This is a genomic window from Streptomyces sp. NPDC005494 (assembly GCF_042872025.1).
Classification (GTDB): Bacteria; Actinomycetota; Actinomycetes; order Streptomycetales; family Streptomycetaceae; genus Streptomyces.
Window position 1 is genome coordinate 338,285 of sequence record NZ_JBIAJR010000010.1, and the last position, 12,525, is coordinate 350,809.

10 protein-coding genes are annotated in these 12,525 nt (G+C 71.5%); 6 read left to right on the forward strand and 4 right to left on the reverse strand.

What is annotated here, in order from left to right:
• Positions 1 to 9: 9 nt before the first annotated feature.
• Positions 10 to 1,353 (reverse strand): UDP-glucose/GDP-mannose dehydrogenase family protein, encoded by a 1,344-nt coding sequence (locus ACFYQ6_RS27955; RefSeq protein WP_361575031.1) that lies wholly within the window; start codon positions 1,351 to 1,353, stop codon positions 10 to 12.
• Between the two features lie 241 nt (positions 1,354 to 1,594).
• On the opposite strand from ACFYQ6_RS27955, the gene ACFYQ6_RS27960 reads away from it, so the two are divergent.
• Together ACFYQ6_RS27960 and ACFYQ6_RS27965 are read left to right on the forward strand one after the other, a co-directional pair.
• Positions 1,595 to 2,752 (forward strand): acyl-CoA dehydrogenase, encoded by a 1,158-nt coding sequence (locus ACFYQ6_RS27960; protein ID WP_388765563.1) that lies wholly within the window; start codon positions 1,595 to 1,597, stop codon positions 2,750 to 2,752.
• A gap of 122 nt (positions 2,753 to 2,874) precedes the next feature.
• Positions 2,875 to 3,531 carry an endonuclease/exonuclease/phosphatase family protein gene (locus tag ACFYQ6_RS27965; protein WP_361575028.1) on the forward strand — a complete coding sequence of 219 codons (657 nt, stop codon included), beginning with the start codon at positions 2,875 to 2,877 and terminating at the stop codon, positions 3,529 to 3,531.
• 137 nt (positions 3,532 to 3,668) lie between these two features.
• Here ACFYQ6_RS27965 and ACFYQ6_RS27970 read toward each other — a convergent pair whose 3' ends face one another.
• Positions 3,669 to 4,949: an LCP family protein gene (locus ACFYQ6_RS27970; protein WP_388765513.1), complete on the reverse strand. Its 1,281-nt coding sequence runs from the start codon at positions 4,947 to 4,949 to the stop codon at positions 3,669 to 3,671.
• A 119-nt stretch (positions 4,950 to 5,068) separates the two neighbouring features.
• Between ACFYQ6_RS27970 and ACFYQ6_RS27975 the strand changes: the two genes are divergently transcribed.
• On the forward strand, positions 5,069 to 5,617 hold the full coding sequence (locus tag ACFYQ6_RS27975; protein ID WP_361575022.1) for an acyl-CoA thioesterase: 549 nt from the start codon (positions 5,069 to 5,071) through the stop codon (positions 5,615 to 5,617).
• 197 nt (positions 5,618 to 5,814) lie between these two features.
• Here the strand turns inward: ACFYQ6_RS27975 and ACFYQ6_RS27980 are convergent, their stop codons facing one another.
• Complete coding sequence (locus tag ACFYQ6_RS27980; RefSeq protein ID WP_388765515.1) at positions 5,815 to 6,942, reverse strand: Lrp/AsnC family transcriptional regulator; 1,128 nt, start codon at positions 6,940 to 6,942, stop codon at positions 5,815 to 5,817.
• 59 nt (positions 6,943 to 7,001) lie between these two features.
• On the opposite strand from ACFYQ6_RS27980, the gene ACFYQ6_RS27985 reads away from it, so the two are divergent.
• On the forward strand, positions 7,002 to 8,240 hold the full coding sequence (locus ACFYQ6_RS27985; RefSeq protein WP_361575016.1) for a M20 family metallopeptidase: 1,239 nt from the start codon (positions 7,002 to 7,004) through the stop codon (positions 8,238 to 8,240).
• Between the two features lie 3 nt (positions 8,241 to 8,243).
• Complete coding sequence (locus ACFYQ6_RS27990; RefSeq protein WP_388765517.1) at positions 8,244 to 9,668, forward strand: MFS transporter; 1,425 nt, start codon at positions 8,244 to 8,246, stop codon at positions 9,666 to 9,668.
• A gap of 88 nt (positions 9,669 to 9,756) precedes the next feature.
• On the opposite strand, the gene ACFYQ6_RS27995 is transcribed toward ACFYQ6_RS27990, so the two are convergent.
• Complete coding sequence (locus tag ACFYQ6_RS27995) at positions 9,757 to 11,121, reverse strand: LCP family protein (RefSeq protein WP_388765519.1); 1,365 nt, start codon at positions 11,119 to 11,121, stop codon at positions 9,757 to 9,759.
• 326 nt (positions 11,122 to 11,447) lie between these two features.
• Between ACFYQ6_RS27995 and ACFYQ6_RS28000 the strand changes: the two genes are divergently transcribed.
• Positions 11,448 to 12,470: a glycosyltransferase family 2 protein gene (locus ACFYQ6_RS28000; protein WP_388765521.1), complete on the forward strand. Its 1,023-nt coding sequence runs from the start codon at positions 11,448 to 11,450 to the stop codon at positions 12,468 to 12,470.
• Positions 12,471 to 12,525 lie beyond the last annotated feature (55 nt).

The window sequence follows — 12,525 nt, forward strand, 5'->3', positions numbered from 1 at the left end:
GCCGGGAGGTCAGGCCTTCGGGCGGCCCATCGCGCGGTACGTCCACCCGGCCTCACGCCACACCAGCGGGTCCAGGGCGTTGCGCCCGTCCAGGATGATCCGCCTGCCCACGGCCTCGCCGAGCGAGACCACGTCCAGCTCGCGGAACTCGCGCCACTCCGTCAGGTGCAGCACCACGTCCGCACCGCGCACCGCGTCCAGCGCCGTGTCCGCGTAGCCCAGCGTCGGGAAGAGGCGGCGGGCGTTGTCCATGCCCTTCGGGTCGAAGACGGTGACCTGGCCGCCCTGGAGGTGGATCTGCCCCGCCACGTTCAGGGCCGGGGAGTCGCGCACGTCGTCCGAGTCCGGCTTGAACGTCGCGCCCAGCACCGCCACGCGCTTGCCCAGGAAGGAGGCACCGCCGACTGCTTCGCGGGCCAGCTCCACCATGTGACCGCGGCGCCGCATGTTGATCGAGTCGACCTCGCGCAGGAAGGTCAGCGCCTGGTCCGCGCCCAGCTCGCCGGCCCGCGCCATGAAGGCCCGGATGTCCTTCGGCAGGCAGCCGCCTCCGAACCCGACCCCGGCCCGCAGGAACTTCTTGCCGATCCGCTCGTCGTGGCCCAGCGCCTCCGCCAGCTTCACCACGTCACCGTCGGCGGCCTCGCAGACCTCCGCCATCGCGTTGATGAACGAGATCTTCGTGGCGAGGAAGGAGTTGGCGGACGTCTTCACCAGCTCCGCCGTCGGGAAGTCCGTCACCACGAACGGCGACCCCTCGCCGATCGGGCCCGCGTACACCTCGCGCAGCAGCTTCTCGGCGCGCTCGCTGCGTACGCCGACCACGAGCCGGTCGGGGTGCAGGGTGTCGTTCACGGCGAAACCCTCGCGCAGGAACTCCGGGTTCCAGGCCAGCTCCGCGTCCGCGCCCACCGGGGCCAGCTCCGCGAGGCGGTCCGCGAGCCGCGCGGCCGAGCCCACCGGCACGGTGGACTTGCCGACCACCAGGGCGGGGCGCGTCAGTTGCGGGGCCAGCGACTCGAAGGCGCTGTCCACGTAGCTCATGTCGCAGGCGTACTCGCCGTGCTTCTGCGGGGTGTTCACGCAGACGAAGTGCACGTCGCCGAAGTCGCCCACCTCCTCCCAGGAGGTGGTGAACCGCAGCCGTCCGGTGGAGCCCTCGATGCCCGCGACATGCTTGCGCAGGAGCTCCTCCAGCCCCGGCTCGTACATCGGGACCTTGCCCGCCGAGAGCATCTCGATCTTCTCGGGCACGACATCCAGTCCGAGGACCTCGAAGCCGAGCTCCGCCATGGCCGCTGCATGGGTGGCGCCGAGGTAGCCGGTGCCGATCACGGTGATCTTGAGGGCCATAGGTGCTCCTGAACGAGGCGGACGACGTGCGGAGCCGAGCATATCCGGGCCCCCCGACGCCGGATTTCCGGCCGTCCCGCACCCGCCCGTGAGGCCGGTCACCACGCCTTTCCACGGCCCTCGCCCCGGTGGCCCCCGGGCTGTCGGCAAGGTCACGTGTCCCGCCCGTATGCCTTCGTGAGCCCGGGCCACTAAAATTAGGTTACTTAACGGTAGTTAGCATCCTTGGGGAGTGAACGTCTTGGCGGGTTCGACCGATTTCGACCTGTACCGTCCGGCCGAGGAGCACGACATGCTCCGCGAGACGATCCGTTCGCTCGCCGAGGCGAAGATCGCCCCGCACGCCGCAGCGGTGGACGAGGAGGCGCGCTTCCCGCAGGAGGCGCTCGACGCACTGGTCGCCTCCGACCTGCACGCGGTCCACGTGCCGGAGGAGTACGGCGGCGCCGGTGCCGACGCGCTCGCCACCGTCATCGTGATCGAGGAGGTGGCCCGCGTCTGCGCCTCCTCCTCCCTCATCCCGGCCGTGAACAAGCTGGGCTCGCTCCCGGTGATCCTCTCCGGCTCCGAGGACCTCAAGAAGAAGTACCTGGGCCCGCTGGCCAAGGGCGGCGCGATGTTCTCGTACGCCCTCTCCGAGCCGGACGCGGGTTCCGACGCGGCGGGCATGAAGACCAAGGCCGTCCGCGACGGTGACTTCTGGGTTCTCAACGGGGTCAAGCGCTGGATCACCAACGCGGGGGTGTCCGAGTACTACACGGTCATGGCCGTGACCGACCCGGAGAAGCGCTCGAAGGGCATCTCGGCGTTCGTCGTGGAGAAGTCCGACGAGGGCGTCTCCTTCGGCGCCCCGGAGAAGAAGCTCGGCATCAAGGGCTCCCCGACGCGCGAGATCTACTTCGACAACGTCCGCATCCCCGCCGACCGCATGATCGGCGAGGAGGGCACCGGCTTCGCCACGGCGATGAAGACCCTGGACCACACCCGCATCACGATCGCGGCCCAGGCCCTCGGCATCGCCCAGGGCGCCCTGGACTATGCCAAGGGTTACGTCCAGGAGCGCAAGCAGTTCGGCAAGCCGATCGGCGACTTCCAGGGCGTCCAGTTCATGCTCGCCGACATGGCCATGAAGCTGGAGGCGGCCCGCCAGCTCACCTATGCGGCGGCGGCCAGGTCCGAGCGCCTCGACAGCGACCTGACCTTCTTCGGCGCCGCGGCCAAGTGCTTCGCCTCCGACGTCGCGATGGAGGTCACCACGGACGCGGTCCAGCTGCTCGGCGGCTACGGCTACACCCGTGACTACCCGGTCGAGCGCATGATGCGCGACGCCAAGATCACGCAGATTTATGAGGGCACGAACCAGGTTCAGCGCATCGTCATGGCGCGCAACCTGCCGTAGCGCCCTCTCGGTCACACGGGAAAGCCCCCGCCTCGGCGGGGGCTTCTTCATCCACCGGTCGCGCCCCCGCCGGTCACGCGCCTGCTCACGGGAAGGCCGGGCCGGCCTACTCGCTGCTCCAGATGAATCTCTGTGCCAGCGGTTACGCGGGCTGTTTCGCCCGCACCGCGTACCCGAAGATCCTGGACGAGGTCGTCGACCGCGTACGCACGCACCGCGTCGACGCCCTCACGCTCAACGAGGCGTGCAGCGGCGACGTCGCCGAGATCGCCGAACGCACCGGCTACCACTACCGCTTCGCCGCGGTCGTCTACCGGGGCGCCCCGCTGGACTGCAAGACACCCACCGGACGTGGGGTGTTCGGCAACGCGGTCCTGACCAAGGAGGCCGTGCGCGGCTCGCGGGACGCCGCGTACTCGGTGTTCAGCGGTGTGGAGGAGCGCCGCTGGCTGTGCGTCACCACCGCGCGCCGGGTGAACGTCTGCACCAGCCACCTCTCCACCGACGGCGAGGCGGCGGGCAGCGCGAACTCGGTCCAGTGCGCCGAACTCGCCGACGTCCTCTCCTCCTACGGCCGGCGGACGGTCTTCGCCGGTGACGTCAACCGGCACACCTCCTGCGCCCCCGAGGGCATGTGGACGCTGACCGACGAAACCGCCACCCAGGCCCCCGGCATCCAGCACGTGTACGGCAACCTCGCCGCACCGGAGGTGACCGTCGAGCCCGCGACCTACACGGACCACGACGCGGTTCTCGTCCGGGCCCGTCTGCGGCGCTGACGGACCCTGGGCCCGCCACCGCTTGCACCACGCGGTGGCGTGGGCCCTGGGCCCGCACCACGGCAAGAAGGTCGGGCCGGGGAGATCCTCCCCGGCCCGACCTCGCGTCTCGGCCGCTTCCGGCCGCCGTGCCGCCGTCAGCTGCCCTTGACGGTGACCTTCTCGTCGTTCTTCAGCTGCTCCACGAGCTGCTTGACCTTGTCCTTGTCCCAGACCAGGTTGCCGTTCACGCTCTGGCCGGAGAGCGGGATGTTCATCGACGTACCCTCGCCGCCCGTGACGCCCTTCATCGCGAAGAACATGTTGCCGAGCGACCAGAGCGACATGTCCTTGTCGACGATCAGCGTGTCCAGGCCCGCACCCATCGTCGGGTAGAGCTTGAACGGGTTGAGGATCGTGGACGGGGTCGCCGTCTGGGAGGCCAGGGCGGCCAGGAACTTCTGCTGGTTCTTCGTGCGGTCCAGGTCGCTGCCCGCGAAGGCGTAGCGGGTGCGGACGAAGGCGAGGGACTGCTCGCCGTTCAGCGTCTGCTTGCCGGCCTGGAAGTCGGCACCGGACTTCTTGTCCTTGAAGGCCTTGGGGATGTCCAGCTCGACGCCGCCGATCGCGTCCACGATCTTGGCGAAGCCGCCGAAGCCGATCTCGACGTAGTGGTCGATGCGCAGCCCGGTGTTGAACTCGACCGTGCGGACCAGCAGCTCGGGGCCGTCCTCCGCGTATGCGGCGTTCAGCTTCACCTGGCGGCCCGTGCCCTTGAAGGTCTTGCCGGACTCCGAACCGACGAAGGTGGGGATCTCGACGTTCGAGTCGCGGGGCAGGGAGATCAGCGTCGGGCCGTTGGAGCCGTCGTGCAGGATCATCATCGAGTCGGTGCGCTTGCCCTCGGCGGAGCCCGTGTGCAGCTTCTTCTTGTCCTCGGCCGTCATGCCCTCGCGGCTGTCGGAGCCGACGATGAGGTAGTTCGTGCCGTCGCCCTCGGAGGGGCGGTCGATGACCTTGGAGAGGTCCACCTCGCGCTTGAGCTTGCCGTCGGCCCAGAAGTACGTGCCGATGGAGACGGCGAGCACCACGACGACCAGCGTCAGGGCGCCCACCTTGAGGCGCCGGCCCCAGTTGGGTGCCGGGCGGGGCTGGACGTATCCGCTGTCGCCGCCGCGGCCACCCCCGTGACCGCCACTTCCGTGACCGCCGCCGCGCTGTCCGCCGCCGTAGACCTGGCCCGTGTTGTAACCGCTGTCGTAGCCGGCTCCGTCGTCGTATCCCTGTCCCGGCTGCGGGGGGATGCGCGGCGGGGCCTGCGGCGGCGTGGGGCGCCGGACGTGCGGCATGGCACGGGCGCTCTCGGGCTGGGGGCTGGCGCTGCCCCGCCCGTAGCGCTCGCCGGGTCCGCCGTTCCGTCCTTCGGGCCAATCGCTCATGCGGACCAGTGTGCCGTCTCGGCCTGTGGCTCTTACAGGGTGTACGGGAGATCGGGTCACGGCTGTTGCGAAGCTGATGCAAAGCAACCGGGTGCAAGCCCCCGCATAAGGTGGACGGCATGACAGATCAGCCCCAGCCGCCGCAGGGCGATGTTCCGGGCAAGCCGACCTCGGCCTCCCGGACCACCCTCAGCCACATCATGACCAGCCACGACACCAACCTCCTGGGTACCGTGCACGGCGGCGTGATCATGAAACTCGTCGACGACGCGGCGGGAGCGGTCGCCGGCCGGCACTCCGGCGGTCCGGCCGTGACGGCGTCGATGGACGAGATGGTCTTCCTGGAGCCGGTCCGCGTCGGTGACCTTGTTCACGTCCGGGCCCAGGTGAACTGGACGGGCCGCTCCTCGATGGAGGTCGGCGTACGGGTCATGGCCGAGCGGTGGAACGAGTCCACCCCCGCCCAGCAGGTCGGCAGCGCCTACCTCGTGTTCGCGGCGGTCGACGAGGAGGGCAAGCCGCGCCGCGTGCCGGAGGTCGTCCCGGAGACGGAGCGCGACAAGCGGCGCTACCAGGAGGCGCAGATCCGCCGGACGCACCGCCTCGCCCGGCGCCGCGCGATCAAGGAGCTGCGCGAGCGGCGGGCCGCGGAAGGCATCGACGACTAGGGCCTCTCGTCGGATCATGCCGGGGCTCGCGTGCCCTGGCACCCTCCCTCGCGGCGTTGTCGTCGGTCGCCATGGCTCCGCCATGGCTCCCTCCTCCGCCTTGTGATGCACGGCACCGGACTCCGCCCCCTGACCCGGCCTGCGAAAGGCCCTGGGCCTCTCGGGCGGCGCGTCCTGCGCGGCGGCCCCACGCCCGGTCAGCGGGCCACGCGCAGCCGTTCCAGCAGCGCCTCCTCGGCCCGTTCCGCCCCCGGCTCCTCCCAGAACGTCACGGGCACGCCCCTGATGTGGCGGCCCCGGGGGTCCAGGAGGTGACCCGCGATCTTGAGCTGCCACAGGGCGACCGCCCGGTCCATCACGGCGAACTCGGGAAAGCGGTCCGTGAGTCTGGCCTCGAACGCGCCGATGTCCTCGGCGGAGCGCAGCCACACCGTCAGCATGAGGTTGTGCGGGCCGGTCAGGGAGGCGCAGAGCCGTGTCTCGCGCATCCGGATGAGCTGGGAGGCGATGCGGGAGGTCTCACCGGCCGGAGCGACGCCCCAGAAGGTGACGGAGATCGGCCAGCCGGAGAGGTAGCGGGCCACCTCGCAGCGGTAGATGAGCGCGTCCTGCCGGTGCATGCGGTCCAGCCTGCGGCGCACGGTGGTGGGGCTGACGCCGAGGCGCTCCGCCAGGCGGGCGGCCGGCTGCCGGAAGTCCTCGCTCAGCAGCAGGTAGAGCCGGGTGTCCAGCGCGTCCGGGGCGGGCAGCCCACGCCGCGGCGCGGCGTGCCCCCGGTCCTTCGCCAGCACGTCCTGGCTGCCGGGGGTCAGCCGGTCCAGCCGCCAGCGGCTGCCCTCGGTGTGGACGGCGGTCGCGGTCTGGGAGCGGGTGGCCGACACCCCGGGCAGCCGTCCGAGGCGGAATCCGACGTAGCGGGCGAGCATCGCCAGGTCGGGGAAGGCCGCGGTCAGCAGCAGGTCACGCGCGCCGGTGACGTGCTCGATGGTGATCAGGTGCGGATCGTCGGCGATCTCCGCCGCCACCTCGTGGAGCGCGCCCGCCGCACAGTCCACCTCGATGAACGCGATGATCGGCACCACCGCCCCGACCGCCACCGTGTAACAGCTCAGCCAGGCGTTGCCTGCCTCGGTGAGCCGGTTCCAGCGGCGCGCCGCCGTGGAGGCGTCCACCCCGAGGGCCTTGCCGATCTGGGCCCACTCCGCCCTGGGGGAGGTCTGGAGGGCGGTGATCAGGAGGTAGTCCAGCTCGTCGAGAGGCGCCGGCTGCCCCGCGCCGAGCAGGCCCTCGAAGGGCCCGGCGGATTCATGCGTCGATGAGCTCATCAGGAGCGCTTTCCTGCGGACGATCATGGTCGGTGGGGTTCGGTCCGCACGATACGCCCATGTCTTTGCTCGACGAGGCCCGTGACCTCGCCCCCGAACTGACCGAACTGCGCCACGCCCTCCACCGTGAGCCGGAGATCGGCCTCGACCTGCCGCTGACCCAGGCCAAGATCCTCGCCGCGCTGGAGGGCCTCGGCCTGGAGATCCGGCTCGGTACGGCACTGAGCTCCGTGACCGCCGTACTCCGGGGCGGTCTGCCCGGACCCGCCGTGCTCCTGCGCGGTGACATGGACGCGCTCCCGGTCCAGGAGGACACGGGCGTGCCGTACGCCTCCGTACTCGACGGCCGGATGCACGCCTGCGGGCACGACCTGCACGTCACCGGGCTCGTCGGCGCCGCCCGGCTGCTGGCCGCCCGGCGCGCGGAACTGGCCGGAGACGTCGTGTTCATGTTCCAGCCCGGCGAGGAAGGGCAGGGCGGCGCCCAGATCATGATCGACGAGGGTGTCCTCGACGCCGCGGGGGAGCGGGTCGTCGCCGCGTACGCCCTGCACGTGATCTCCATCGGCGCGCCCACCGGATTCGCCGCGACCCGTCCGGGCCCGATGCTCGCCGCGTCGGACGCCGTTACGGTCACCGTGCGCGGGCGCGGCGGCCACGGCTCCTCCCCGCACACCGCCGCCGATCCGGTGCCCGCGGTGTGCGCCATGGTCACCGCGCTCCAGACCGCCGTCACACGCGAGATCGACGTCTTCGACCCGGCCGTCGTCACCGTCGGGATGATCGAGGCGGGCACCGCGGCCAACGTCATCCCGGAGACCGCCCGCTTCGCCGCCACCGTGCGGAGCTTCTCCGACGCCTCCCACGCGGCGGTGCGCACCGCCTTCGAGCGCACCGTGCACGGCGTGGCCGCCGCCCACGGAGTGACCGCCGAGATCGACTACGTCGAGCAGTACCCGCCCACCGTCAACGACGCGGACGAGGCGGCCTTCGCCCTGGAGACCGCGCGCCAGGTCCTGGGAGACGGGCACGTCTTCGAGGCACCGAAGCCGATGGCGGGGGCCGAGGACTTCTCCTTCGTCCTGCGGAACGTCCCCGGAGCGTTCATCGGCCTCGGCGCCTGCCCGCCCGGCATCGACCCGGCTGCGGCCCCCATGAACCACTCCCCGCAGGCCGTCTACGACGACGGCGCCCTGCCGCACGCCGCCGCGCTCCTCGCCGGCCTGGCCCTGCGCCGGCTCGGCACCCCGCTCACCCCGGAGTCCGGCGCCTCGCCCGCTCCCTCCCCGCAGGAGTGACCCGTGACCGCCACCGCCACCCCGCCGCCCGCGGACCCCGCCGAGCAGCCGCTGCCCGCCTCCGTCACCGCCGTCGTCGGCCTGCTGATCCTCTTCGAGGTGACCAGCGGGTTCCTCCAGGTCGGACTCGCCCCGCTGCTTCCCGATCTCGCCGGCCACCTCGGCATCGGTTCGGCCGCCCTGAACTGGGTCGTCTCCGTGCAACTGCTGGCCGCCGCCGTCTGCGTGCCGCTCTTCGGCCGCCTCGGTGACCTGTACGGCCACCGGCGCATGCTGCGTATCGCCCTGGCGATGATCGCGGTGGGCACCCTGGTCGTCGCCCTCGCACCCGATTACGCGACGCTGCTCGCCGGCCGTGTCCTCCAGGGGCCGATCGCAGCCCTGCTGCCCCTGGAGATCGCCCTCGTGCGGGACCGGCTGCCCGTGGCCGACGCGCGGCGGGCCATCGCACGGCTGGTGGGCGCGCTGACGCTGGGAGCGATGGCCGGCGGGGTGGTGATGGGGGTGGTCGACTCGGCCTTCGGCAGCCTGCGGCTCACCCTGCTGGTCCCCGCCGCACTCGCGGTGATCTGCGTGCCCGTCTCGTTCGTCGCGGTGCCGGAGTCGCGGAACAGGGCCGGAGGCCGGGTGGACTGGGCCGGGGTGGTGCTGCTCGGCGCCGCCATGGTCGCCCTGCTCGGGGGGATCTCCGGGGCGGAGGGCGGTTCCTGGGGCTCGGCGCGGGTGCTGGTGCCCGTCGTGCTCGGGCTGGTGCTGCTGGCGGCGTGGGTGCTGGTGGAGCTGCGCGGCTCCGAGCCCTTGGTGGACGTACGGGCGCTGGCCGCGCGGACCACGGCCCCGTTCTACTGCGCGGCGTTCCTGTTCGGCGTCTTCTACTTCGGGAGCCAGGCCCCGAACTCCACGTTCTACGCGGCCGACCCGGAGGTCACCGGATACGGCTTCGGGCTGAGCGCCCTGTCCATCTCGCTCGTGCTGCTGCCGGGGGCCGTCGGCAGTGTCGTCGGCTCGCTGGGCACGGCGGCCGTCGCCAGGCGCATCGGTTACCGGCCCACGCTGATGGTGGCGTTCGGCCTGGTGGCCCTGACCTTCCTGCAGTTCGTCCTCCTGCACGACGAGATCTGGCAGATGGCGGCCGGTTCCGCCTTCACCGGCCTGGGGCTGGGGCTCGCCCTGGGCGCCATGCCGACGGTGATCGTCGAGGCCTCGGACCCGTCGAGGTCCGGAGTCTCCGCCGCTCTCTACAACAACGTCAAGACGATGGGCGGGGCCGTGGCGGGCGGGGTCTTCGCCTCCCTGCTCGGGGCGTTCGCGGTGTCCTCCACCGGAGAGCCCGGGGAGAGCGGCTACGAGGCGCTCTGGCTGGTCGCGTCGGCGGCCGCGCTGCTCGCCCTGGCGGCGACCGTCCTCGCCCGCCGCCGGGAGAGCTGAACTCCGTACCCGCCCCGGACCGGCCGGCGAGCGGTCGCCGGCCGGTCCGGTGCCGCCGCGGGCCGGGGAGCCGCCCGGCTCGCGGCGGTCACGGGCAGACCACCTGGTCCCCGGTGACCGTGCCGAACTCGCCGCGCTGCGCGTTCTCGGCCTTGACCCGCTGCACCTTCGTGAAGTCGGAGCCCGCGATGACCTTCATCGTGCCGCCCTGCCCCTTCACCGCCAGGAGTTCACAGCCGGGCAGCGCCGTGGCCAGGGACTTCGCCGACCTGTCCCAGCGCGGGTCGTATCTGACCACCGTCCGCGTCAGATCGCTCGGCCCGCCGTTCAGCGGAGCGCGCGTGGTGTCGAAACCGGTGGCGCGCAGGGCCGCGTCCACGTCCTGGCCGAGGCCGTCCTTGGGGGTCCCGTTGTAGACCTGGACCCGGATCTGCTGCGGGGCCACGTCGACGAGCTTCGCCTTGGGCTCCTTCGGCAGGTGCGGGGCGAGCGGCCGGTCCTCGCGCAGGGCCTGGAACAGCTTCTTCGACTTCTTCGCGTCCCACTTCACCGTGGCGCCGATGCCCTCGACCTGGTAGCCCTTCTCCTCCAGCGGCACGGAGGCGAATTCGGAGGAGGCCGGGGTGAAACCGCGCATGGCCTTGCCGAGCTCCAGCATCTGCTCCGTACCGAAGCCCTTGTCGGCGCGTACGGATTCCAGCATCGTCGCCGTGACCTGCTGGAACTTCACCGGGTTCATCAGCACGCCGCTGCTGGTCGTCTGCTTGATCAGCGCGGCCATGAACCTCTGCTGGCGCTGCATCCGGCCCAGGTCGGCGGCTCCGTCGAGATGCCGGGAGCGCACGTACTGAAGGGACTGCCCGCCGTCCAGCTTGTGGGTTCCGGGGGCCAGGTTCAGGCCGGTGTACGCGTCCTTGAGCGGCTTCGCGGTGCAGATCTCGACCCCGCCGAGGGTGTCGACGGTCTTCATGAAGCTGGTGAAGTCGACCTCCAGATAGTGGTCGATCTTGATGCTCGTCATCTGCTCCACGGTCCGCACCGTGAGCTGGGGCCCGCCCTCGGCGTAGGCGGCGTTCAGCTTCACCGGGTGGGGGGAGTGCTCCTTGCCGGTGGTGGCGTCCGTGTGTCCCGGAAGCTCGGCGTAGCTGTCGCGCGGCAGGCTGATGACGCTGGCCCGCTGCTTGTCGGCCGAGAGGTGGACGAGCATCAGGGTGTCGGTGCAGTGGCAGGGGGCGCCGCCCAGCTTGTACTTCTTCTTCTCCGCCTTGGTGATCCTGTCGCGGCCGTCGGTGCCGACGAGCAGGAGATTCATCCCGTGGCCACCCTGGGGCCGGTTCTTCATGTCCTTGAACGGATCGACCCGGTCGATGCCGGTCTCCAGACCGCTCACGACGGCATGGCCGATCCCGCCCGCGCCGAGCACCAGCACGGACAGCCCGGTGGCGACCCGCATGCCCCACCGGGGCGGCGCCTTCCGTCCGCCGGACCGGTTGCGCCGCGCGGTGCGGCCTCCGGGCTGCCGGGAAGTCCTGCGCTGCGGGGGAGCGATGCGGGGGTGCGGTGGACGGGGCGATCGGGGCGGCGTGGGCACGGGGGACACCTCCGCGGTGCGAGTGGGACTTTCGCACGGTAGGCCCATACGATCTGCGGACCGGGAGGAGACCCGGCGGGGCGCGCCGCTGTCCCTCGTTCGCGGTAACGTGGCGGCCGAATCACGCCGCCTCCTGGGGTGCGAAAACCCCCGGACCCCCGGCATCCCCGAGGACCCCCGAGGACCACATGTCTGCCGCGCAGTACCCCGCCGTCTCCGTGATCATGCCGGTGCTCAACGAGGAACGCCATCTCAGGAACTCGGTCCGGCACATCCTGGAGCAGGAGTACGCCGGCGAGATGGAGGTCGTGATCGCCCTCGGCCCGTCGGACGACCGTACGGACGAGATCGCCGCCGAGCTGGTCCGGGAGGACTCCCGGGTCCACACCGTCCCCAATCCGACCGGCCGCACCCCCGCCGCGCTCAACGCCGCGATCAAGGCCTCACGTCACCCGATCGTGGTACGCGTGGACGGCCACGGCATGCTTTCGCCGAACTACATCGCGACGGCGGTGCGGCTCCTGGAGGAGACCGGCGCGCAGAACGTGGGCGGCATCATGCACGCCGAGGGCGAGAACGCCTGGGAGGACGCCGTCGCCGCCGCGATGACGTCGAAGATCGGTGTCGGCAACGCGGCCTTCCACACCGGCGGGAAGGCGGGCCCGGCCGAGACCGTGTATCTCGGGGTCTTCCGCCGCGAGGCGCTGGAGCGGGCGGACGGTTACAACGTGGAGTTCATCCGCGCCCAGGACTGGGAGCTGAACTTCCGCATCCGCGAGGCGGGCGGCCTGATCTGGTTCTCGCCCGAGCTGAAGGTCCAGTACCGCCCGCGGCCCAGCGTGCGCGCGCTCGCCAAGCAGTACAAGGACTACGGCCGCTGGCGCCACGTCGTGGCCCGCTACCACTCCGGCTCGATCAACCTGCGCTACCTGGCCCCGCCGACCGCCGTCTGCGCCATAGCCGCGGGCATCGTCGTCGGCGCCGCCGTCACCCCGTGGGCCTTCGTCGTGCCGGCCGGTTACGTCGCGGCCATCGTCGCCGGGTCGCTGCCCGCCGGGAAGGGCCTGCCGCTGAAGGCCAGGGTCCAGATCCCGGTGGCCCTGGCCACCATGCACATGTCCTGGGGCTACGGCTTCCTGACCAGCCCCCGCTCGCTCGCGAAGAAGGTCATCGCCAGCCGCCGCCCGGCCGTCCAGGAGCAGACGGCCTGACGGTCCCCCCCACGGAAGAAGGGCCCCGCCGGCGACGGCGGGGCCCTTCTCACAC